Consider the following 22,657-nt stretch of genomic DNA (forward strand, 5'->3'; position numbering starts at 1 on the left):
GTCGATCATGCTCGACGCGCGGCCGAGCCGACCCGAACAGCACGTTCGCAGCCCCTCTAAATAGTGCTCCGGGTCTCTTTTCTTGCGTGTTTCGAGTCACATAACGGTCGGGTCACGAAGGTGAAACATTCCCGCCACAATGCGGCTCGAGCTGCACGAACAGGGGGGCCGATCCCACTATGTGGACGGGTCGCATCCCATATCCGCTCAGTGACGGTGAGTGAATCCTCGACTACCTTCACGGACGGCCCTAAACCGCTGGGCTTGCACCACCCCGCCGCTTCTTTCGCTCTGCCCCGCGGGTGTGGTCCCCAATACGTACGGGGGCAGAGCCGCGACGATACGAAGTGCCTGGTCGTCATCGCCATCACCACCGGCGTAACGATTCGCAGGCCAGTCGCGCCAGTCGAGCGCGGAGAGGATTCACCCCGCATGACCACTCAGAACAACTTCGGTAAGCGCGCACTCGGATTGGCCGCCATCGCCGGCGCAGCCGTCGCCATTCCGCTCGGCGTTTCTGCCGGAACCGCCAACGCAGCCCCCCACAACTGGGACGGCGTCGCACAGTGCGAGAGCGGTGGCAACTGGAGCATCAACACCGGAAACGGCTACTACGGCGGCCTGCAGTTCTCGCAGAGCACCTGGACGGCCAACGGCGGAACCGGATCCCCGGCCAACGCCTCCAAGGCCGAGCAGATCCGCGTCGCGGAGAACACCCTGCAGAGCCAGGGACCGGGCGCATGGCCCGTCTGCGGTCAGCAGCTGACCACCGGTACATCGGCAGCCGAGCCCGAAGCGGCACCGGCACCGGCTCCCCAGGCAGCTCCGGCTCCGGCACCTGCCCCCGCGCCTGCCGTCGCACCCGAGGCCGCAGCAGCCGCACAGGCCGCTCAGGGCGCATTCGATGCAGCATCCAAGCTCGCCGACCAGTACGGCCTGAGCACCCAGTTCCAGCACTTCGTTGCTGCGAACGCTCCTGTGCTCGCGCCCATCGGACGCTGATTCACCGGCAGTTCGCTAGAACTGCCTCGTTCCGCTCGCCGCGATGCCCAGCGCATCCGGTGTAGCGAACAACGACAGAGCCGCCTCACCGATTCGGTGAGGCGGCTCTGTCGTTTCTGTCAGCCCGGTGAAACCGTGCCGATCAGCTACCGGCCCGGTTGTACGCGTCGACAGCCGTCTGCAGGTTCTCCAGCGCGGTGCCGAGCTGCGCCAGGTTGCCGCTCTGCTGTGCAGTGCGCACGGCGGAGAGTGCGTCGTTCAACCCGGTGACAGCGGCGTCCCTGGTGGTCGACCCACCGGTGGACGGAGCCGGATTCGCCGGCGTCGAACCGCCCTCGGACGGGGTCGTCTCGGGTACGGCACCCGGCTGGGTACTGCCGTCGGTCTCCCCCGGCGCCGTGACGGTCCGTCCGGCACCGGCCCCGAATACCTGCTCGATGGCCTCGGGCAGCGTGGCGGCGTAACCGACACGACCCTCGTACGAGACCAACACCCGGATCAACTGCGGGTACGCCGACGCCTCGTTGGTGCGCGAGGCGTACACCGGCTCCACATAGATCAGACCGCCGTTGCCCACGGGCAGGGTCAGAAGATTGCCGAACTCGACAGTGTTCTCCCGGCGCACGATGCCGAGGCTTTCGGAGACGTCCGTCGTGGTCGTCATCTGGTTCTGTACCTGATTCGGGCCCTGAGTGGACGTATCGGTCGGCAGCCTCAGCACGGTGATCTTGCCGTAGTTCTCCGGATCCGAATCCGCGCTGACATACGCGCCCAGCACTTCTCGGCGATACCCCACCAGCGCACTGGTCAGCTGGAACGAGGCCTGGTTCTCCTCGTTGGAGATATCGGACGCGACGACGTAGTACGGAGGCTGCTTGGCGGCAGTGTTCTCCGCGGTCGGGTCGGTCGGAACCTCCCAGAACGCGTTGTTGGTGAAGAACTCTCGCGGATCGTTGACGTGGTATTTCGTCAGCAGTTCACGCTGAACCTTGAACAGGTCCTCCGGGTACCGGAAGTGATCCCGCAATTCCGGAGACACCTCGCTCTTGGGGATGACCGTTCCGGGGAACACGCCTTCCCATGCCTTGAGCACCGGGTCGTTCTCGTCCTGCTCGTACAGCTTGACAGTGCCGTCGTAGGCGTCGACGGTGGCCTTGACCGAGTTCCGGATGTACGAGACTTCCCGGCTCGGCAGTGCGCGCGTCGTCGTCGACTCGATGCTGTCGGCAGTGGCATCCTCGAGCGACATCCGCTGGGCATACGGGAAGTTGTCCAGCGTTGTGTAGCCGTCGATGATCCAGACGAGCTTGCCGTCGACGATCGCCGGGTACGTCGAACCGTCGGTGGTAAGCCAGGGCGCGACCTTCTGCACACGGTCCCGGGGATCACGGTTGAACAGAATCTTCGATTCGTCACCGATCACACTCGAGAACAGGATGTTGCGCTCGGCGTACTTGCTCGCGAACACGAGTCGGTTGAAGAAGTTGCCGACGTCGACACCCGCTGCACCGGTGTAGGAGTAGCTCTTGCTGTCCGTGTCGTACTCACGGGGTTCGCCGGCCGAGCCGACGATGGAGTAGTCGGCGTCGGAATTCGCGATGACCGGGCCGAAGTAGATGCGCGGCTGATCGAGGTCACCTGGGCCGTCCTTACGCACGGTTCCCTCGGCGTTGTTCTCGATCCAGTTCACCTGGTAGTTGGGATAACCACCACGCCCGCCGCTGGACTCGTCGGCGACAGCCTCGTCGACGGAGTTGGCAGGAGCAGCAACGAAGCCGTTTCCGTGCGTGAACACGGTGTGGCGGTTGATCCAGTCACGCTGGTTCGCGTCGAGAGTCTGCGGTGAGATCTCACGCGCGGCGACGACGTAGTCGCGGAGGTTGCCGTCCGCGTCCGGGTAGCGGTCGACGGCCAGTGTGTCGGGGAATCCGTAGAAGTTACGGATCTGACGCTGCTGAGTGAATGTCGGCGCAAGGATGTTCGGATCGAGCAACCGGATGTTCGACATCGTGGCCGACTCCGATGCCACTTCGCTCGGGCTCAACGACGCTTCACCCGAATAGTCGCGGTACGAGACCACGTCATCGGTCAAGCCGTACGCAGACCTCGTTGCCGCGATGTTGCGCTCGATGTACGTGCTCTCCTTGTCGGCCGCGTTCGGACGAACCGAGAACTGTTCCATCACCAACGGCCAGACGGCACCGATGAGGATCGACGACAACACCAACAGGGCTGTGGCCAAGGCGGGGATTCTGAGGTCACGAAGGAAGATGGCCGCAAAGAAGGCAATCGCGCAGATGACCGCGATGGCCAACAGAATCAGCTTCGCCGGCAGCACCGCATTGATGTCGGTGAAGCTGGCACCGGTGAACGTCGGCTCCTTACGACTGCTCGACAACAACGTGTATCGGTCGAACCAGTAGGCGATGGCCTTGAGCAGGACGAAGGTGCCGGCCAGCACAGCGAGCTGAATCCGCGCCGCACGGGTGAGCGCTCCTTCTCGGCCGGCGAGACGAATGCCGCCGAAGACGTACTGCGTCACCAGATTTGCGAAGAATGCGACCAGGATGGCAACGAACAGCCAGTTCAGGATGAAGCGGTAGAACGGCAGATCGAACGAGTAGAACCCGACGTCCAGGCCGAACTGCGGGTCGGTCTGGCCGAAGTCGCCGCCATGCAGGAACAGCTGCACGGTGACCCAGTTCGTCTGCGCGATCATGCCGGACAGGAAACCGAACACGACCGGGATTCCGATGCCGAACAACCGCAATCGGCTCATCACCGTGGTGCGGTATCGAGCGATCGGATCGTTGGGTCCGGCCACCGGAACGAACACCGGGCGATTGCGATACGCGACGACCAGCGCGCCGAAGACGATGAGCCCGACGACGACCGAGACGACGAGGAAGATCACCAACCGGGTCAACAGAGTGGTGGTGTAGACGCCGCGGAAGTCGACTTCTCCGAACCACAACCAGTTCGTGTAGATATCGATCAACCGCGGACCGATGAGCAGCAAAGCTGCTACTACCAAGGCCAATACGAGCAAGATCCGGCTTCGCCGCGACAACGACGGCATACCGGTGGGGGGCCTCATGCCCACGTGCCACACTCCAACTTCGGGCGACGCCGATGGCGCCGCAGATGACTGTCACGGCGCACCTCGCGTGCGCCGCATGTCCGTTTCGCCCTACTGTACGTACGTTGATCCTACGGCTGTGACGCCCGTACTGCGGCCCCGCCGGATCGCAGGTCAGGAGCATCGACATTCGTGGAACCATTCGGATGCGAGGATAGTGCGGTGAGCAACGACAGTGACGGACTGCCCGGCCAGGAACATTTCGGAGACGACTTCGACCCCGAGTCGGGCGGACCCGGCGTCGCCGAGGCATTGGCTCGGTGCGCGCGTGAGGTGGCGGACTTCGTCGACGCGGGCGGGTGGGGCCAATCGCCCCAGATGTTCGCGCTGGTGCCCACCGCTGCCCTCGCCGCGGCAGAACCCGGCCTGCTCGACGATCTGGCCGACGGTGCTGCACTCACACCGATCCAGCAGCATTCGTTGCCCGAGGACATCACCGGCGGCTCCCCCGCCCTCGACGAATTCCTCGCCACGTCGACGTGGCCCGAGGGCGTCGTGGGATGCGCACTCGTCCAAGAGATCGTCGTACTCCCCCCGGCGGCGGAGTCGGCACTCGACGATGCGCTGATGCCGCTTCTCGCAGATCCCGACGCGGCCGACAACGCGGCGCGATCGGCCGCCGAGAACCATCCCGAGAAGCGTGACGCGCGGCTGATCGTGGCAGTGCTCAAGGACGGGCCGTCGTTGACGTTGTTGCAACTGCATCCGGACGAGGACGCCGATCCGTTCGCTCCCGTCGACCTTCGCATCGCCGAGGACCTGGCACCCAACGTCGTCCACGGTCTGTACGCGACGTTCGATGTGGTCGACGACGAGTAAGCACGACCGAGCGGGTCAGCTACACGTCGGAGCGTCTTCGCCCGACCCGATCGCTCGGAGCGAGTCGATCGCGTTGTCCAGCGATTCGACTCGCACCAAGCGCAGACCGTCGGGCACATTCTGTTGCGCCTCACCACAATTGGCGTCGGGCACCAGGAACGTGGTGGCCCCTGCCTCACGAGCTGCTATCAGCTTGTACGGAATACCGCCGATGGGGCCGACCGTTCCCGCTGCGTCGATCGTGCCGGTTCCCGCCACGAATTCGCCGTTGCTCAGCTCGCCGGGACTCAGTTTGTCCACCACCGCGAGGCTGAACATCAAGCCGGCGGACGGACCACCGACGTCGGCGAGATTGAACTTCACGTCGAACGGAACGTCCGGCTGCTCCTCGGGCGTCACACCGAGATATCCCTTGGAGGGATCGTCCGGCCTGGCCCCGAGCACAACGGAACCCGTACGAGGGGCACCATCACGCACGTAGTCGATGTCGAGCGAATCGCCGGGTGCCTTGGCGCTGACGGCCTCGCGAACCGCGCCTGCCGTCGAGACGGGGGTGCCGCCCACCGCAACCAGAGTGTCTCCGATGTTCAGCACGCCTGCGGCGGGGCCGTCCTGGGCCACGCTCGTCACCGACAGTGACACAGGGAGGTCGAGGTGATGCAGAGCGGCGAGTTCGGCACTGGATTCCGATTGCTCGAAATCGGCCTGATTACCTTCCTGCACTTCCTCTTTCGACTTGTCCGGTGGGTATACCTCCTCACGAGGGACCAGTCCCTGACGCCCACTGGCCCAGAACCCGAGAGCCTCGAAAAGATTGAGCTGATCCCGCACGGCCACCGTCGTCATGTTCAGATGGCCTGCGGTGGGGTCGACGTCGGTGCCATCGATCTGGACTACGGGCACGCCGTCGACGTCACCGAGAGTGTTGTAGGTCGGCCCGGGGCCGAGTGCCGCGAACGGAACGGTGACGACCGAGCCGGTGACGCCCAGCACCACGACCGGTACCAGCGCTGCGACGAGTGTGGCGATCCTTCGGTTCACTCGGTAGACACTAGATCCGAACGTGCGGCGGCGTGGATACCGCCCCTGCCGGAGCCCGACGCACGATGCGACGAAGCCGTTCTGTTCGCCGTCAGCGTGACGATCTTTCGCGCTCCGAGTGCTCATGGCTTGTACCGTTGAGCCATGAGCAATTTTGGTTTCGGTGCTTCCGACGACGACCCGGACAAGAAGAAGGATCCGGACGGGTCGGGTAACCCCGCCGGTTTCGGGTTCGGGGCCGAGGGCTTCGACCCTGCACAACTGGGCCAGATGCTCACCCAGTTCGGCCAGATGCTCAGCGGCATGGGTGCCGCGGGGTCGGGCGGATCGTCGGCCGGACCGGTCAATTACGACCTCGCCAAGCAATTGGCCCGACAGCAGATGGGCGATTTCAGCCCGGTGTCGGCCGGGGAGCGTGAGGCCATCACCGAGGCCGCCCACCTCGCCGAGCTCTGGCTGGACGGTGCCACCACATTGCCTGCCGGTGCCACCAAGACTGCAGCGTGGACGCCGGTCGACTGGCTCGACAACACCATCGACACCTGGAAGCGGCTGTGCGATCCGGTCGCCGAGCAGATTTCGGGCATGTGGACCTCCGGGTTACCGCCGGAGGCTCAGCAGATGGCCGGACCGATGATGGGCATGCTGACCCAGATGGGCGGAATGGCGTTCGGCTCGCAACTCGGTCAGGCACTGGGCCAACTGTCGAAGGAAGTTCTCACCTCCACCGACATCGGTCTCCCGCTCGGCCCGTCGGGCACCGCCGCGTTGCTACCGTCGGCGATCGCGTCGTTCAGCGAAGGTCTCGAACAGCCCGAGCGTGAGGTGCTGGTGTTCCTGGCCGCCCGCGAGGCTGCACACCAGCGGCTGTACAGCCACGTCCCGTGGCTGCGCCAGCGGGTTCTCGCCACTGTCGAGGAATATGCTCGCGGCATCCGCATGGATTTCTCGGCAATCGAGGAAGCCGCTGCCGGGCTCGACCCGTCGGCGCTGACGGATCCGTCGAAGATCGAAGCGCTGCTGCAGCAGGGTTCGTTCGAGCCGCAGACCACACCCGAGCAGAAGCACGCTCTCGAACGTCTCGAAACGTTGCTGGCACTGGTGGAGGGCTGGGTGGAGACCGTGGTCACGGCCGCACTCGGCGACCGTCTCCCCGGCGCGGTTGCCCTCGCCGAGACCATTCGCCGTCGCCGCGCCTCCGGCGGCCCGGCAGAGCAGACGTTCGCGACGTTGGTCGGTCTCGAGTTGCGTCCCCGCAAGGTGCGCGAGGCCGCCGATCTGTGGCGCCAACTACTGGCCGCCGCGGACGTGGAGGGCCGCGACGGGGTGTGGGCACACCCGGATCTCCTGCCCGACGCATCCGACCTGGACAATCCGGCGGCATTCATCGACCGAGTCGTGGGCGGCGGCACCTCCAGCTTCGACGACCCCATCGCGCAACTCGAGGCGATGGAGGCAAAAGAGGCCGCCGAACGAGCGGAACACGGCACGGACGACGTCTCGGAGGACGGCGACGACCATCCGGACAAAGGCTCTTCCACACCCTGAACCCGGACGGCGCACACCAATGCCGTCGGCCCCGTCGAACGCCTGCTCGAAGCCCATTTTCCCCTGTGGATAACGTGCTTCGAGCGGGCGTTTGCCGTCGGACCGAGTGTCACAGTGTGGTTCATGATCACATCGACCGTTCGACTCGATCCCGCGGTGGCCATCCTGCCGCGACGGGACGGAACCGTTCAACTGGGGTGGAGCCCCGAGACCAGCGTCGTCGTCACTCCCCCTCCCGGTGCGGAACCGGGCTCGATACTCGAGATCCTGCGGCTTCTCGCGGCAGGACGTTCCAGGCCTCACATCGTCTGTCACGCAATGACGTTGGGTTTGTCCGCGAACCGAGTGTCGTCGATGCTCGCCGAATTGGACGATTCCGGCCTGCTCGTGCACGGCACGAGTGGCCCGGCGTCGAGCAACGCGGACGCTCCGTCGAGTGAACTGCGCGACATTCGTTCCGTGCATCTCGTGGGCCGTGGGCCGCTCTCGGATGCGCTGACCGCTGGGTTGCGGCGCACCAGTGTCGCGGTGACCAGAACGAGCCTGACCCCGACACGCTATCCGCACCTCGCCGTGAACTCGTGGCAGTACGACGTGGTCGTGCTCACCGACGACCTCGTCGCCGAGCCCCGCCTGGTGACCGATCTGGTGCGGAAAAGGATCCCGCACCTGCAGGTGCGACTGCGGGACGGGAAAGGAATCGTCGGCCCGTTCGTGGTGCCCGGACAGACGAGTTGCCTGCGCTGCGCCGATCTCACCCGCTGTGATCTCGATCCGGAGTGGCCGCACCTGTCCGCACATCTGCTCGGCACGGTGGGCCAGGCGAGTACCGCCACGGTGTTGGCCACGGCGGCGTTCGCGTTCGCGCAACTCGAGACCCTCATCGATCGCACGGACGGAACGATGCCCGAAACCACCGACTGCACGATGGAGCTGAGTTTCGCGGCAACCGGTACGTCCGTGCACAAAAGACAGTGGACGCGACATCCGCACTGCGATTGCTGGTACTGACGACACGGTCACTCGACCACCCGCCCACCTCGGCAGTCGAGGCCACGGTTTCACCGGTCCGAGCATTTGTCGGAAGGTTCAGCCATGATGGAGCTGTGTCAGACATACCGCGCCGTGGATCCACTCGTACCGCGAAACTAGCCAGCATTCCCCTGGGAATGGCCGGACGTGCCGCGATGGGCTTCGGAAAGAAGCTCGCCGGCGGAAACCGCGACGAGATCGACGCGGACATGGCCGCCAAAGCAGCCGAGCAACTCTTCTCCGTCCTCGGAGAGCTCAAAGGCGGGGCCATGAAGCTCGGTCAGATGCTGTCGGTGATGGAAGCCGCCGTCCCCGAGGAGTATTCGGAGCCCTACCGTGAGGCACTGACGAAGCTGCAGGCTCAGGGCCCGCCCATGCCGGCCAAGACAGTGCATCGCGTACTCGATCAACAACTGGGTACGGCGTGGCGATCACGGTTCGAGAGTTTCGACGACACCGCAATCGCCTCGGCCAGCATCGGCCAGGTCCACCGAGCCACATGGGCGGACGGGCGCGACGTCGCGGTCAAGATCCAGTATCCGGGTGCGGACGACGCCTTGCGGTCGGACCTCAAGACTCTGTCTCGTTTCGCGAATCTGTTCAGCACGGTGCTCGCCGGTACGGACGTCAAGCCCGTGCTCGAAGAGCTGACGGCGCGCACCGAGGACGAGCTCGACTACCGCATCGAGGCAGCCAATCAGCGCGCCTTCAGCAAGGAATTCGCGGGCGATCCTCGGTTCGCGGTATCCAAGATCGTCGCCAGCGCCCCGAAAGTGGTTGTAAGCGAATGGATGACGGGCAGGCCCCTGGCCGATGTGATCGCGCACGGAACTGCGGACGAGCGTAATCGAGCCGGCGAACTACTCGCGCGGTTCGCGTTCGAGTCTCCTGCGCGCGCGAAGTTGTTGCACGCAGACCCACATCCGGGGAACTTCATGATGCTCGACGACGGCCGAATGGGCGTCATCGATTTCGGGGCATGTGCTCCGATGCCCGACGGCCTGCCTCCGGTCCTCGGCCGGATGGTCGCACTCGCTCGTGACGACAAGTTCGACGAGCTGGTCGAACTGTGCACCGAGAGTGGCTTCGTGGTGCCGGGTCGCACGGTGACAGAGAAGGAAATTGCCGATTACCTTCGCCCGTTCACAGACCCGATTCACACCGAGTCTTTTCACTTCACTCGGGCGTGGCTGCAGAAAGCGGCAGGCACCGCAGCCGATTTCAACAGCGCACAGTTCCGCACCGTTCGCTCGCTGAACATGCCGCCGGAGTACGTGATGATCTTCCGGGTACTGGGCGGCCTGGTGGGAATCTGCGCGCAGCTCGACGCCTATGCGCCGTACATGGCAATTCTGACGGAATGGTTGCCCGGCTTCACCGAGTGAATCACTCGGTGAAGCCGGACCTCCGGATCGAGCTTCATGCCGCGTTCTTACGTGGCCGTCCGCGAGGACGCTTGCGTGCGATGACAACACCCTGTTCCAGGATCTCGCCACCCCATACGCCCCATGGCTCGGCGCGATCCAATGCGGCGCTGAGACAGGTTCGGCGGATGGGGCATTCGGCGCACAGCGCCTTGGCCTGCTCCAATTCGGCAGGGGTGTCGGCGAACCACATGTCGGGGTTCGCCGCTCGGCAAGGCACCGACAGCTCGAGCTCCGCCGATTCGGCGAAACTTGTTGCTGCGTAGGTGCTTTCGGACTCTGGTCGGCATGTCGTCCGGATCGTGGCGGTTGACACGTCGGTCTCCTCTACTTTTCGTGCGGCGTCGTTATCGGTTCGAGGGGTGATGCGAACCATGTCGGCCTCACGCTCGGGTAGAGGATCTACCTGAACGACAAAGGCCACGGTCCGCGAGTGCGGGTCCGTGGCCTGGTGGGCAAATCGAAGCGTCTACCTACAGTGAAGTCGGTATCTGCTGTCGAACACGGACGCGCGTGGTGCGCGGTGACGTCGATGGGTGTACACAGCGGGTGCTGCCAACGCCAGGACGCCGGGGGCGGAATTCGACCCGAGGGCTTCCGATGCGGACTGGTGCATCGGGCCGAAAGCGGTGGGACGAATCCACGTCTGCGCAACCGAGCCGGCGGCTACGGCCGCAGCAGCGGGCGTACCGACCAGCGCATCGCCGAAGGGCGTTGCACCGCAGACAGGGCTGAGCACGACGGTTGCTCTTGCACCGGCGATGTCGAATGTGTCGATCATGTTCTTCAGCTCCTGTTCTGGTCTCGTGGGCGGACTGGGCAGTGTGCGGTCTCCCGCGACACGAGAAACAGACTAAGCCCCCCGCCGAGATCTGCACAAGTTATTTTTGACCAGCAGTTTTACGGCAGCTGTTCGACGGACGGTTACCGGTCGGAGGACCGCACCACCGTGAGCACGTCCTCGCCGAAGCGCTCGAGCTTCTTGGCCCCGATTCCCGGTATCGCAACGAGTCCACGCTCGTCCTGCGGTTGCTGTTCCGCGATAGCAGTCAACGTGTTGTCACTGAACACGACGTATGCGGGCACCTTGAGTTCACGAGACTTGTCCAGGCGCCACGACTTCAACGCGTCGAGCAGGGCGATGTCCACGTTGGACGGGCAGCTATCGCATCGTCCGAGCATCGTGGCCGACGTCCCGATCAGCGGCTTACCGCAGATTCTGCACTTGGGCCCGGACCTCTTGGCCGCGGGTGCCGCGATGCGCGACGCGGGCGAATCCTCGGGCACCAATCCGACGAGGAATCGGGAGCGGCGACGCGACTTGCGCCCACCCTCGTTACGGGCCAGGGCCCACGACAGGTGCAGGTGGACCCGCGCCCGGGTGACACCCACGTAGAGAAGGCGACGCTCCTCCTCGACGGCGGCCTCGTTGTTCGCACTGGGATCGTTGCCGATCGCGTGAGATATCGGCAGCGTTCCGTCGGCAAGCCCGACGATGAACACTGCATCCCACTCGAGCCCCTTCGCCGCATGCAGCGAGGCCAGCGTCACGCCCTGCACCGTCGGTGGATGTCGCGCCTCGGCGCGAGCCGCGAGTTCACCGAGAAGTGAGTCGAGGGTCAGTTCGGGGTCGTGCAACAACAATTCCTCGGTGAGTTGCACGAGACCTCCCAGGGAGGCCCACTTCTCCCGCGCCTGCGCACCGGTCGGCTCGGTAGCGGTCAACCCCAGTGGAGCCAGCACGGCCCGAACCAGACCGGTCAGGCCGTCCCCGGAACGAGAGCCGTCGGGTAGATCGTCTCGGCCAGCAGCCTGGCGCAGTGCATTGACTCCCTGCCGCACTTCGGGTCGAGTGAAGAAACCCTCGCCGCCGCGAACCTGATAGGGAATCTTCAGCTCGGTCAGGGCCTGCTCGTGCGCCTCGGACTGCGCATTGATGCGGTACAGAATTGCGATCTCGGCAGGCTCGACGCCTTTCGAGATCAACCTCTTCACCGCGCGTGCCACTCCGTCCGCTTCGGCGGGCTCGTCGTCGTATTCGAAGAACTCCGGCTCCGGACCGGAATCACGCTGACCGATCAGCTGCAGCCGAGTGCCCGCAATGCGACCCCGCGCGGCACCGATCACGCGATTGGCCAACGACACGACCTCCGGTGTCGATCGGTAGTCACGTTCGAGACGGACAACCGTGGCCTCGGGATACTTGCGAGAGAAGTCGAGCAGGTAGCGAGGGGATGCTCCGGTGAACGAGTAGATCGTCTGATTCGCATCCCCGACGACGGTGAGGTCGTCACGATCGCCCACCCAGGCGTCGAGAACCCGCTGTTGGAGCGGCGTCACGTCCTGATACTCGTCGACGACGAAGCAGCGATAGCGTTCTCGGAATTCGTCGGCCACCGAGGAGTGCTCTTCGAGCGCCGCGGCGGTGTGCAACAGCAGATCGTCGAAGTCGAGCAACATGCCGTCGCCGCCGCGAGATTTGAGTTCTTCGTATCCCGCGTACACCGCAGCGACCTTGGCTGCGTCCATGGGCACGTCGCGTCGGTTGCTCGCCGCTATGCGCGGGTAGTCCTCGGGGGCGATCAACGAGCCTTTCGCCCACTCGATCTCGCCCGCGAGGTCGCGGATGGCGTCGGTGGAGGTGGACACGCCGGCCCGGTTAGCCGCCTGCGAGACGACGGTGAACTTACGGTCGAGCAGCTGCCACCCGGTGTCGCCGACGACCTGTGGCCAGAAATATTTGAGCTGGCGCATCGCGGCAGCGTGGAAGGTACGGGCCTGCACCGGAGGACCCTCTCCCCCGACGCCGAGTTCTCGAAGACGGCCGCGCATCTCACCGGCCGCCCGCGCGGTGAAGGTGACCGCCAACACCTGGCCGGAGGACACGTGCCCCGCGGACACGAGATGCGCGATGCGTCGAGTGATCGTGCGGGTCTTGCCCGTTCCTGCCCCGGCGAGCACACAGACCGGACCGCGAGGGGCCAGCACTGCCGCGGATTGCTCCGGATCGAGCCCGGCAGTCATCGCGTCGTCAGCCATGGGTCCATTGTGTCAGTGCCTACCGACAGCGATGTCCGGGCCCGACGCCGCCGAGACTCGCCGAGACTCGCCGAGGCGGCCGTCACGGAACAATCACCTGCGCCCTGCTGTTGACTGTCTCCGTGACCACTACCGAGAACACCCCACAGACCCCGGCCGTTCTGACCGTCTACTCCACCACCTGGTGCGGGTACTGCCGCCGGCTCAAGACTCAGCTCGACGAGGCGGGAATCGCCTACTCCGAGATCGACATCGAGCAGAACCCCGAGTCCGCCGAGTTCGTCGGCAGCGTCAACAACGGAAACCACATCGTGCCCACCGTGCAGTTCGCGGACGGATCGACGGCAACCAATCCCAGCCTCGCCGAGGTCAAGCGCGCTCTCTCGCTCTGATCGGGCGTCAGGTCGTCGCTGCCCACGCCTCCAGCATTCCGCGGGCGATAGAGATGGACCCGGGAAGCAGCAATCGAGACGTCGAGTCCGATCCCCAGTCGCCCAGTTCGAGGGCGGCGACGACCTCGGTCCGCTCGAACCAGTGCGCCTCGGCGATCTCGCCGTCCTGGAACGCGAGCGGCTGATCCGGGTCGGCGACGGCCGAGAAGCCGATCATCACCGAACGCGGAAACGGCCACGGCTGACTGCCCAGGTATTCGATGCCGGAGACGTCCAGCCCCACTTCTTCCTTGATCTCTCGCGCGACGCAGGTCTCCAGCGATTCGCCGGCCTCGACGAATCCCGCCAGCACCGAGAATCGACGTTCGGGCCACATCGGCGCGCGCGCCAACAGCACTCGATTCGCGCCGTCGTGAACCAGGCAGATCACCGCAGGATCGGTGCGCGGAAACTCTTCGTGACCCGAGGACGTGCTGGTCCGCGACCAGCCTGCAGCCGACGGAACGGACGGAGCGCCATCGAGCGAGCTGAACCGCGCACTGGCGTGCCAATTGAGGATGGCCAGAGCCCCGGTGACCATCGACAGCGACACACTGTCGAGGCGCTCACCGTCGGTGCGCAGATCTCCCAACGTGCCCTGGACGAGTTCCACGCGCCGGGTCCACAGGTGACGATCTCCATGAATTCCGAGGAAGACCGCGTCCTCGGTCGGTTCCGTGGCCAGGTCTGCGGCGTCGACGAAGACCAGACCACCGTCGTCCACTGCGAATCTGCCGCGACCGTCCACGTCGAGTATGCGAGCCGTGGACCAACCGGCGGCCAGTGCCGCTGTGTCGCGGCGCAATTCCTCGGCCCGGTCGAGCGGTGATCGAGACAGTCGAGGTGGATGGACGAGCTGAAAATTCGGCACGCTCACGACCCTACTGGGCCTGCTCAGTCGGCCACGCGACGGATGTACAGCAGTCGGTCGGTTGCCTCGATCGCGTCGACCTCGGGTGATCCGACCCGGAACAGCTTGCCGCCCCGAACCACTCCCAACACGATGTCGGCCAGGTGACGCGGTGAACCGCCCACCTCGTCCCGCTCCACCTCTCGCTCTGCGACGGCGAAGCCTGCCTCCGGGGTGAGAAGATCCTCGATCATCTCCACGACGGACGGTGTGGACGTGGCAATTCCGAGCAGCCGACCCGCAGTTTCGGACGAGACGACCACCGAGTCCGCGCCGGATTGGCGCACCAGGTGCGTGTTCTCGGCCTCTCGGATCGCCGCGACGATCTTGGCCTTCGGAGCGATTTCTCTGGCCGTCAGCGTCACCAGGACCGCCGTGTCGTCGCGATTGGTCGCGACGATGATGGCCGCGGCATGTTGAGCGCCCGTGAGCCGAAGCACATCGGACTTGGTGGCCGAGCCGTGGACGGTGACCAGACCCATCGCCGAGGCCGCGTCGAGCACGGTCTGGTCGGTGTCGACCACGACGATGTCCGAGGCCGACACTCCGTCGCCGAGCATCGCGTCGACTGCGGTTCGGCCCTTGGTACCGAAACCGATGACCACGGTGTGATTGCGCACGCTGCGTCTCCATCGCTGAATTTTGAATGCCTGTCGAGACCGCTCGGTGAGAACCGACAGCGTGGTGCCGACCAACAGAATGAGGAACAGGACTCGCAAGGGGGTGATGACCAGAATGTTGACCAGCCGCGCAGACGGACTCATCGGCGCGATGTCACCGTATCCGGTGGTCGACAACGACACCGTCGCGTAATAGAACGCGTCGAGGAACGACAGCTCGCCGTTCTGATTGTCGCTGTAGCCGTCGCGATCGAGGTAGACGACGAACGCCGCGAGAAAGAGAATTCCCAGCGCCATCAGAACCCGCTTGTAGATCGCGCTCCACGGGCTGGATTCGATTTCCGGAACCCTCAGCACACCTACCAGCGCGAAATCGGGCTTGTCGGTCAACGCGCCGCTGTCCCCCAGGCGCGTGCGCAACCTACCTCCCACGTCGCCCACCGAGGTGCTCACCGAAGTCGAGATCATTCACGGCACGCAGCGTAACCCCATGCCGCGCTTCTGCGTCGACAACCGACCGCTTCGAGCGGACCGGATGGGCGGATGCAGCACTGTGTGGCACGGTGTGTGCATGACACAGAGACCGAGTCAGGCCGCAGCGCTGCGTCTCGCGGGATTGCTCGCCGGCGCCGGAGTACTCCATTTCGTCACTCCCCAATTCTTCGATGCGCAGGTACCGACCGCCCTGCCAGGTTCGGCGCGGACGTACACCCAGGTATCGGGAGTAGCCGAGCTCGCTGTGGCTGCCACGTTGGCCGCACCCCGCACCCGTCGAGTGGGCGGTGCGTTGGCAGCGGGCCTGTTCGTCGCGGTCTTCCCCGCCAACATCAACCTCGCATGGAAGTACGTACGCAGCTCCAAGACGTCACCGGCCTTGAAGGCCGCCATGATCGCTCGTCTCCCCCTGCAGATCCCACTGGTCACCGAGGCCCTGAAAGCTCGTCGACTGGCACCGTAGTGTCGATGTCGTCCACGACGGATCGACCTTCGAGTAGCGCCGCCAAAGCTGTTGCGTCAGGCAGCTTTTCGGGCGAGATGGTACGACCGCTTCGGACGTAGTGGAACGCCGCACGGACGCGATCGAGCGGTACCGGCTCGGCACGGCCGACGGACATCAACTCCGCCCACGCCAGCCGGTACGCCGCCAGCTGCATCGCCACCGCCTGCTGCTCGGACGCAGACGGTTCGGCTCCGGTCTTCCAGTCGACGACGGTCCAGCCGCCGTCCGGGTCGGCGAACACCGCGTCGATCCGACCGCGCAGCACCGTTCCTGCCACCGATGTCTCGAACGGCACCTCCACCTCCACCGGGCTGCGCAGAGCCCAATCGGAGGCCTCGAATGCCCGCTGAAGAGTGTCCAGGTCCACATCGGCAGAAGCACCGGTATCGGCGGAGCCCGGTAGTTCGTCGAGATCGAGCAGTCGGGTCGCGCCGAACCGGCGCTCGATCCACGCGTGAAACGCTGTTCCACGGCGCGCCAACGGATTCGGGGGAAACGGAAGTGGCCGGCGCATTCGCGAGGCGAGCGCATCCGGATCTGCTGCCAAGTCGACCAGCTGAGTCACCGACAGGTTCTCGGGTAGTGCGACATCGACCCCGGCAACGGCCCGCGCCGAGCGCTCGGCCAGCAAGGTCCGGACGTCGAAGCCCCACTTCTCCGGGTCGTCCTCGTCCTCGTCTTCGTCCGAATCATGGTGGGAGCCGGCCCTGTCGGCCAGGGCCCGCAGAACCTCGGCCGCACCACTCTCGATCGCGCCTCGCCGCGGCCCGAGCGGATCTCGCGGCCAGGATGCCGTATGCGGCTCGGCCCCCAACGGGTTGACGGCTCCGGCTTCGGGGGCCGGTGCCCACTGCTCGACCACCGCGACGGCGTCCTCTGCCGTCGAGGTGTACCGGTGGAGCTCGTCGAGAAACTCGGACGGGCCACGAGGCTTCGTGGACGTCTCGTCCCACTGATGCGCCGAGACCAGCAGCACCCGTTCGGTTCTGGTGAGTGCAACGTAGAACAGTCGACGATCCTCGGCGAGCCGACGCCGAGCGAGCGCATCCTTGTGCCGCTTGACGGCGTCCTCGAGGTCCTTTCGGTTGTAGAGGTCCTCGAGCTCGAGTACCGGTACCCCCTCGGAACCCTCACCGTCGAGAGCGCGGTCGCCGCGCAGGGACGGCGGCAGTTCGGCCATCGCCCCGAGCCAGGTCGACGAGGCGTTCGAGGACGGGAACACTCCGGTCGCCACGTGCGGTACGGCCACGACCTCCCATTCGAGGCCCTTCGCCGAATGCACCGTCAGCACCTGTACTCGATGCGGGGCGACATCGACCTCCCCCGGAGCCAACCCGTCCTCGACAGTCTCGGCCGCCGCGAGGAACGACAGGAATCCGGTGACCGTGGCCGTTGGATTGTCGGCGTAATCGGCCACCACATGGGCGAATTCGTCGAGATGCTCGCGCCCGACTGCCCCATCCACACCGAACGGTGTCCGCGCCTGCGCTTCGACGCCGATGCCCATGATGCGTTCGATGTCGGCGACCAGTTCCGTCAGCGGCTGCCCGATACGGTCGCGCAACAGATGTAGTTCTCCGGCGAGCGCAGTGATGCGTCGGTGCCCGGCCTCCGAATATCGTTCGGCCGAACCTGGATCGGCGATGGCGTCGGCCAGACCGGCCTGCTCCGACTGTTCCCCCGGCAGGGCACTTCCGAGCGCGGCGTCGAGCGCCTGTGGGTCGTCGACACGGCCCGCGGTGCCGTAGCCGCCCCGAATCTCGAGCTCCTTGGCGCGCTGAGCGAGCGCCCGCAGATCGGCGGCCCCGATCTGCCATCGGGAGCCCGTGAGGATACGCATGGCCGAGCTGCCCGCAGTCGGATCGGCCACCAGACGCAGCATCGCGGTGATGTCGGCGACCTCCGGCACATGCAGCAATCCGCCGAGCCCGACCACCTCGACGGGTAGGCCACGGCTACGCAGCACCTCGGCGATCGGCTCGGCATCGGCGTTGCGCCGCACGAGTACCGCGGCACTGGGCGGAGGCCGGTCCAGTTCGAGGGCGTCGCGGTAGTGCTCGGCTATTCGGTCGGCGATCCATTCCCGTTCGTCGAGGACGGTGTCGGTGACGGCCAGCCGTACATCGCCGGGCACCGCGCCCGGCCGGGCCCGCAGGGTCGGCACCGGTACACCGACGCGGCGCAGGGGGTCGGTGATCAGATTGGCGAGAGCGAGTGCCTCGGGCGGGTTGCGCCAGCTGGTGAGGAGTTCGAGCCGCGGTGCGGGACTGCCGTCCGCCTGCGGGAAATCGGTGGCGAACCGCGGCAGGTTCGCCGCTGACGCCCCTCGCCACCCGTAGATCGACTGCATCGGATCGCCCACGGCTGTCAGCGCCAGGGTGGCATCGCTACCGGATCCGAACAGTGAGGACAGCAGCACCCGCTGGGCATGACCGGTGTCCTGGTATTCGTCGAGCAGAACGAGCCGAAAGCGTTGCCGCTCTGCGATTCCCACTTCGCGATGTTCGGCCGCGACCCGCGCCGCCATCGACATCTGCGAACCGAAATCCAGTGCCCCTTCGTGCCGAAGCGTCTGCGCGAGTCGTTCCACCAACGGCAGCAACGTGATTCGTTGATGTTGGGCATCGAGGATGTTGAGCAGCTCCTTGGTCGGCCCACCACGTTGACGCGGACCGGGGCCGAGTGTGTGCACCAATTTCTCGAGTTCCACGTGCGCCTCGCGCAGCTGGTCGGGGTCCACCAGATGCTCGGCCAGCTGACCGGAGAGGGCGAGTACCGCCTCGGTCACCGACGTGGGATTTCGGTCGGTGTCGAGATCGCCGTCCCACGTGCTGACCACACGATGCGCGAGCTGCCACAGTTCGGTCTCCGACAGCAGCGTCGCGGAGGGCTCGATGGGCAGCAACAGGCCGTGCTCGGTGAGCAGTCGCCCGGCATACGAGTGGTAGGTGCTCACCTCCGGCTCGGCGGCGAGAATCCGTTCGCGCAGTGCCAGACTCGGATCCAGCGCGCGCACCAGATCCGACCCGGCGAGCCGCGCCAGCCGAGCGCGGATTCGGGACGTCAGTTGCTGCGCAGCCTTGCGGGTGAAGGTCAGTCCGAGTACCTGATCCGGATCGACGAACCCGTTGGCCACCATCCACACCACTCGCGCGGCCATCGTCTCGGTCTTCCCAGCCCCTGCGCCTGCCACGACGAGCGTCGGACCGGGTGGGGCGGCGATCACCGCCGCCTGCTCGTCGGTGGGTGGGTGCTTCTGCCCGAGGGCGCGGGACAGTTCGACGGGTGAGACCCGCACGGTTGCGCTGCGCGTCGCCGAGGCGGTCACTGCTCGGTCACCTGCCGTCCTGTCTCGTGGGCCGGGCAACTGGATTTGACGGGGCAATGTCTGCACCCGTCGTTGACTCTGGCTTCGAAGACGGGACCCTGCGTCGCCGAGGCCGCCCGGTGGACGGTGTCTCGCCATTCCTCGAGTTTCTCCGGTGTCGGCACCTCCTGGATCCGCTGCGTTGCGCCGTCCTTGTTGTGCGGTTTGGCCACGAACACCAACCGGGCACCCCCGGGTTCGCCCGCGGGCTCTCCCTCGATTGCGCCCGCGGCAGCGGCGACCTGATACGTAGCCAATTGATGGTGATTGCGCGCGTCTTCCTTGGACATCACCGTTTTGGCCGTCTTGACGTCGATGACGACCGGGCGGCCGTCCGGATCGTGTTCGAGCCGATCGATCCGGCCGCGCAGGGCGACCGCAGGCTCGTCCTCGGATCGGGCGGCCAGAATGCCGTCGACCTGTACCTCGACGCCCGCCTCGGTGAGCTCGCCTCGGGTGCCCTGCAGCCAATTCTCGAACGTGTCGAGCATCGCCCCGGTTCGATCGAGCTCGTGACGCGAGAACCACTGTGATCCGAGATCGACTGCATCCCAGGCCGTCTCGAGTGCCCGCCTGAGCTGGTCCGGTGGAATCCGGCCTGCCACTGCCTGCACCAGAGTGTGCACGAGGGTTCCGGTGACGGCGTGAGTGTTGGTGCCGTCGTTTCCTCCGTGACGTTCGAGCATCCAGCGCAGCGGGCAGGTGGTGAGCTGTTCCACCGTCGATGGCGAGAGCGGGACCGGCCCGTCGCCGAGGTGCCACAGGGGCTCGCTGGTGCTGAGCCCCGCAATCCCGAACCACTCGTCGGGATGTGCGCCTCGGACGCCGGCCTCGGCGAGTGTGGCCAGGTGCCGCGCGGCGCGTGCTCGCTTGTCCGGATCATGTTCGGCAACAACGGGATCGCAGACGACCCCGCGAAGCTCGGCGACCAACATCGGTAATGCCAACACCCGGTGCGGGGTCGGCGGCTCGGAAACTTCGGGCAGCGGGACGGGATCTGCGTCGCCGTCGACTCCTCGGAGTTCGTCGACGAATCGGGAGCGAACCAGATCGGTATCGCCGGTGCTCGAGTCCACGGCAGTGACGAGCAGAGTGGAGCGCGCGCGACTGCACGCCACGAGGAAGAGCTTGCGTTCCTCGGCGAGTAGCGGTGCAGCTTTCGACAGTCGTCCGTCGAGGGCCGCAGCCGCGTCGACCTTGCCGGACACCAGATCGACGAGGGTGTCGGTTCCGAGGAGGCTGCCGCGCGCTCGCAGACCCGGCCACAGCCCCTCCTGAACCCCGGCGACCGCCACCAGTTCCCATTCGCGACCGGCTGCCGAGTGCGCGCTGAGCAGCGTCACCGCATCGGCCGGCGCGGTCGAACGATTCGAGCTCGAGGTAGGAATCTGTTGCTGCGCAATGTAATCGAGAAATCCGCCCAACTGGGCGCGCGGCAACCTGTCGACGTAGGCCGCCGCGGCGTCGAAGAGTGCGACCACCGCGTCGAGGTCTCGATCGGCTTGAGCACCCGCGGATCCACCCCACGCGGATGCGGCGGACCAACGCCGCTCGAGTCCTGACGCCTGCCACGCAGCCCACAGCACATCCTCGACTCCGCGGCCTTCCCGAGCCACCGCTCGCGCCTTACGAACGACGCTCAGTGCTCGTCGCAGCGGTGCCGCTTCCACGTCCGACAGACCAGTGATCCACCCGAACTTCTCTCGCGTCTCGCCGGTGAGAACGACTCTGAGCAGTTCGGCCGAATCGCGCTCGCCACCCGAGGCCAGTTCGAGTCTGCGGACACCTCGGCGCAGCCGCCGCAGACCTACCGGATCGGCACCCCCGATGGGGCCGGAAAGTAGAGCCAGCGCATCTTCTCCGTCGAACGACGGGTCGGAGATCGCCCGCAGCACCAGCAGCAAGCCCACCGCTCCGTGCTGGCGATGCAACGGCAACTCCGAAGCCGGGGTGATCATGGGGACACCGGCCGCGTGCAGAGCGCGACGCAGCGGCGCGACGGTGCGCGGGACCGACCGCACGACGATCGCCATCTCGGACCAGGGCATTCCGTCGATCAGGTGCGCGCGTCGCACGGCGTCGGAGATGATCGCGGCTTCCTTGGCAGGCGACGACACGACGTGCACCCGGGCCTCCGGCTCGCCGAACCGAGCCGTGGCCACCGGCTCGGGACTGCGGTGCCGACCGAGCCCGGGCAGTCGCCCCGCCACGATGTCGGTCAGTTCCGCCACTGCAGGCACCGATCGAAAGTTCCGCGTCAGGACCACCCGTCGAGGCGAGTCCGCATCGAGCAGATCGGCCACGAACGTGGGATCCGCTCCACGGAACGTGAAGACGGATTGATCGGGGTCCCCGGCGATCACGGTCGATTCGGTATCGGTGCCGATCAGCCGAATCAGCTGCGCAGCTTGCGGATCGAGGTGCTGTGCATCGTCGACGACGAGGTGCCGGATGCGGGCGCGCTCACTGCGCAGCAGATCCGGGTCGGTGGCGAACGCCATCAGTGCGCTGCCGATGAGCTCGGCCGCGTCGAGGCCCGGTGCCGTGGCCCCTGCGGCTTCGACGCCGACTGCGCCGCGCAGCAACATGGCTTGTTCGTATCGAGCCGCGAACTTGCCGACGGCGATCCATTCGGGTCTGCCGTGCGTGCGGCCGAGCTTGACCAGATCCTCGGGTCCGATTCCGCGCTCGGCGGATCGGAGCATCATGTCTCGCACCGCGGTGACGAATCCTGCGGTACCGAGAGCCGGGCGCAATCGATCCGGCCAGTCGGTCGCTCCGTCCTCGATGTCGCCCCGCAGCATCTCGCGGACCACCGCGTCCTGCTCGGCACCGGTCAGCAGTCGAGGAGGCGGATTGCCGTAGAGGGAGGCCTGCAACCTGAGTACCGCGAACGCATACGAGTGCACCGTGCGTACCAGCGGTTCGCGCGTGGCGCGCAGCGCGTGATCGCCGCTGAACAGACCGGCGGTGATCTGCTCGCGGAGCGTGATGGACGCGCGCTTCGACTGAGTGAGCACCAGGACCGATTCCGGATCGCCGGACACGATTCGGGAGACTGCGTAGTCGGCCACGAGCGCTGTCTTTCCCGAGCCGGGCCCGCCGAGCACCTGCCAGGGGTTCCATCGAGGAGCGCCCTGAGCCGCCTCCGCCGCCGAATCGGGGGTCCACGCCAGCAACCGGGCAGCGGAATCGGTCCACCGGCGGGCCGGCTGCGCCACCCTGGGTGCACGGACGAGGGTGACCGTCGCGCCGTGTCTGCCGTCCGTGCTCATGCGGGACATG

At 66.0% G+C, this 22,657-nt stretch carries 16 protein-coding genes; 7 read left to right on the plus strand and 9 right to left on the minus strand.

Annotated features, from left to right (window positions below; genetic code table 11):
- The first annotated feature begins 432 nt into the window (after nt 1-432).
- Nucleotides 433-1,002 carry a transglycosylase family protein gene (locus VF34_RS19175; protein WP_032366329.1) on the plus strand — a complete coding sequence of 190 codons (570 nt, stop codon included), beginning with the start codon at nt 433-435 and terminating at the stop codon, nt 1,000-1,002.
- Between the two features lie 142 nt (nt 1,003-1,144).
- Here VF34_RS19175 and VF34_RS19180 read toward each other — a convergent pair whose 3' ends face one another.
- Nucleotides 1,145-4,105: a UPF0182 family protein gene (locus VF34_RS19180; protein WP_176457866.1), complete on the minus strand. Its 2,961-nt coding sequence runs from the start codon at nt 4,103-4,105 to the stop codon at nt 1,145-1,147.
- Between the two features lie 288 nt (nt 4,106-4,393).
- Between VF34_RS19180 and VF34_RS19185 the strand changes: the two genes are divergently transcribed.
- A complete protein-coding gene (locus tag VF34_RS19185) occupies nt 4,394-4,960 on the plus strand; it encodes a PPA1309 family protein (RefSeq protein ID WP_155289464.1) in 567 nt (188 codons plus the stop codon).
- Nucleotides 4,961-4,975: 15 nt separating this feature from the next.
- Here the strand turns inward: VF34_RS19185 and VF34_RS19190 are convergent, their stop codons facing one another.
- Nucleotides 4,976-6,001: a YlbL family protein gene (locus VF34_RS19190; protein ID WP_032366559.1), complete on the minus strand. Its 1,026-nt coding sequence runs from the start codon at nt 5,999-6,001 to the stop codon at nt 4,976-4,978.
- Nucleotides 6,002-6,145: 144 nt separating this feature from the next.
- Here VF34_RS19190 and VF34_RS19195 point away from each other — a divergent pair, with 144 nt between their 5' ends.
- From VF34_RS19195 to VF34_RS19205, 3 genes are all read left to right on the plus strand, one after another.
- Nucleotides 6,146-7,549, plus strand: coding sequence for a zinc-dependent metalloprotease (locus VF34_RS19195; RefSeq protein ID WP_032372678.1), 1,404 nt, complete (start codon nt 6,146-6,148; stop codon nt 7,547-7,549).
- Nucleotides 7,550-7,672: 123 nt separating this feature from the next.
- Nucleotides 7,673-8,560: a hypothetical protein gene (locus VF34_RS19200; protein ID WP_032372873.1), complete on the plus strand. Its 888-nt coding sequence runs from the start codon at nt 7,673-7,675 to the stop codon at nt 8,558-8,560.
- A 95-nt stretch (nt 8,561-8,655) separates the two neighbouring features.
- Nucleotides 8,656-9,966: an ABC1 kinase family protein gene (locus tag VF34_RS19205; protein WP_032372679.1), complete on the plus strand. Its 1,311-nt coding sequence runs from the start codon at nt 8,656-8,658 to the stop codon at nt 9,964-9,966.
- Nucleotides 9,967-10,000: 34 nt separating this feature from the next.
- On the opposite strand, the gene VF34_RS25360 is transcribed toward VF34_RS19205, so the two are convergent.
- From VF34_RS25360 to VF34_RS19220, 3 genes are all read right to left on the minus strand, one after another.
- Entirely contained in the window at nt 10,001-10,321 is a 321-nt protein-coding gene (locus VF34_RS25360; RefSeq protein ID WP_027496555.1) for a WhiB family transcriptional regulator, read from the minus strand.
- A gap of 153 nt (nt 10,322-10,474) precedes the next feature.
- Nucleotides 10,475-10,786 (minus strand): hypothetical protein, encoded by a 312-nt coding sequence (locus tag VF34_RS19215; RefSeq protein WP_032366326.1) that lies wholly within the window; start codon nt 10,784-10,786, stop codon nt 10,475-10,477.
- Nucleotides 10,787-10,929: 143 nt separating this feature from the next.
- On the minus strand, nt 10,930-13,044 hold the full coding sequence (locus VF34_RS19220) for an ATP-dependent DNA helicase UvrD2 (protein WP_032372680.1): 2,115 nt from the start codon (nt 13,042-13,044) through the stop codon (nt 10,930-10,932).
- A 122-nt stretch (nt 13,045-13,166) separates the two neighbouring features.
- On the opposite strand from VF34_RS19220, the gene VF34_RS19225 reads away from it, so the two are divergent.
- Entirely contained in the window at nt 13,167-13,436 is a 270-nt protein-coding gene (locus VF34_RS19225; protein WP_032372681.1) for a mycoredoxin, read from the plus strand.
- Between the two features lie 7 nt (nt 13,437-13,443).
- Here the strand turns inward: VF34_RS19225 and nudC are convergent, their stop codons facing one another.
- The gene (gene nudC / locus VF34_RS19230) at nt 13,444-14,346 is read right to left on the minus strand and encodes an NAD(+) diphosphatase (protein WP_032372874.1); all 903 of its coding nucleotides are present in this window, start codon (nt 14,344-14,346) and stop codon (nt 13,444-13,446) included.
- A 23-nt stretch (nt 14,347-14,369) separates the two neighbouring features.
- Complete coding sequence (locus VF34_RS19235; protein WP_027496550.1) at nt 14,370-15,437, minus strand: potassium channel family protein; 1,068 nt, start codon at nt 15,435-15,437, stop codon at nt 14,370-14,372.
- A 139-nt stretch (nt 15,438-15,576) separates the two neighbouring features.
- On the opposite strand from VF34_RS19235, the gene VF34_RS19240 reads away from it, so the two are divergent.
- Nucleotides 15,577-15,963 (plus strand): DoxX family protein, encoded by a 387-nt coding sequence (locus VF34_RS19240; RefSeq protein ID WP_032370928.1) that lies wholly within the window; start codon nt 15,577-15,579, stop codon nt 15,961-15,963.
- On the opposite strand, the gene VF34_RS19245 is transcribed toward VF34_RS19240, so the two are convergent.
- The gene (locus VF34_RS19245) at nt 15,926-19,333 is read right to left on the minus strand and encodes an ATP-dependent helicase (protein ID WP_032372682.1); all 3,408 of its coding nucleotides are present in this window, start codon (nt 19,331-19,333) and stop codon (nt 15,926-15,928) included. The genes VF34_RS19240 and VF34_RS19245 overlap by 38 nt on opposite strands.
- Entirely contained in the window at nt 19,330-22,647 is a 3,318-nt protein-coding gene (locus VF34_RS19250) for an ATP-dependent helicase (protein WP_045841888.1), read from the minus strand. The genes VF34_RS19245 and VF34_RS19250 overlap by 4 nt, the downstream gene beginning before the upstream one ends.
- Nucleotides 22,648-22,657 lie beyond the last annotated feature (10 nt).

The sequence above is a fragment of the Rhodococcus sp. PML026 genome (genome assembly GCF_000963615.1).
Taxonomy (GTDB): Bacteria; Actinomycetota; Actinomycetes; order Mycobacteriales; family Mycobacteriaceae; genus Rhodococcoides; species Rhodococcoides fascians.

Bases quoted from the DNA above. Each gene is read 5' to 3' on its own strand.
- VF34_RS19175 (WP_032366329.1), top strand. From the start codon at position 433: ATGACCACTCAGAACAACTTCGGTAAGCGCGCACTCGGATTGGCCGCC.
- VF34_RS19195 (WP_032372678.1), top strand. From the start codon at position 6,146: ATGAGCAATTTTGGTTTCGGTGCTTCCGACGACGACCCGGACAAGAAG.
- VF34_RS19200 (WP_032372873.1), top strand. From the start codon at position 7,673: ATGATCACATCGACCGTTCGACTCGATCCCGCGGTGGCCATCCTGCCG.
- VF34_RS19215 (WP_032366326.1), bottom strand. From the start codon at position 10,786: ATGATCGACACATTCGACATCGCCGGTGCAAGAGCAACCGTCGTGCTC.
- VF34_RS19220 (WP_032372680.1), bottom strand. From the start codon at position 13,044: ATGGCTGACGACGCGATGACTGCCGGGCTCGATCCGGAGCAATCCGCG.
- VF34_RS19240 (WP_032370928.1), top strand. From the start codon at position 15,577: ATGACACAGAGACCGAGTCAGGCCGCAGCGCTGCGTCTCGCGGGATTG.
- VF34_RS19250 (WP_045841888.1), bottom strand. From the start codon at position 22,647: ATGAGCACGGACGGCAGACACGGCGCGACGGTCACCCTCGTCCGTGCA.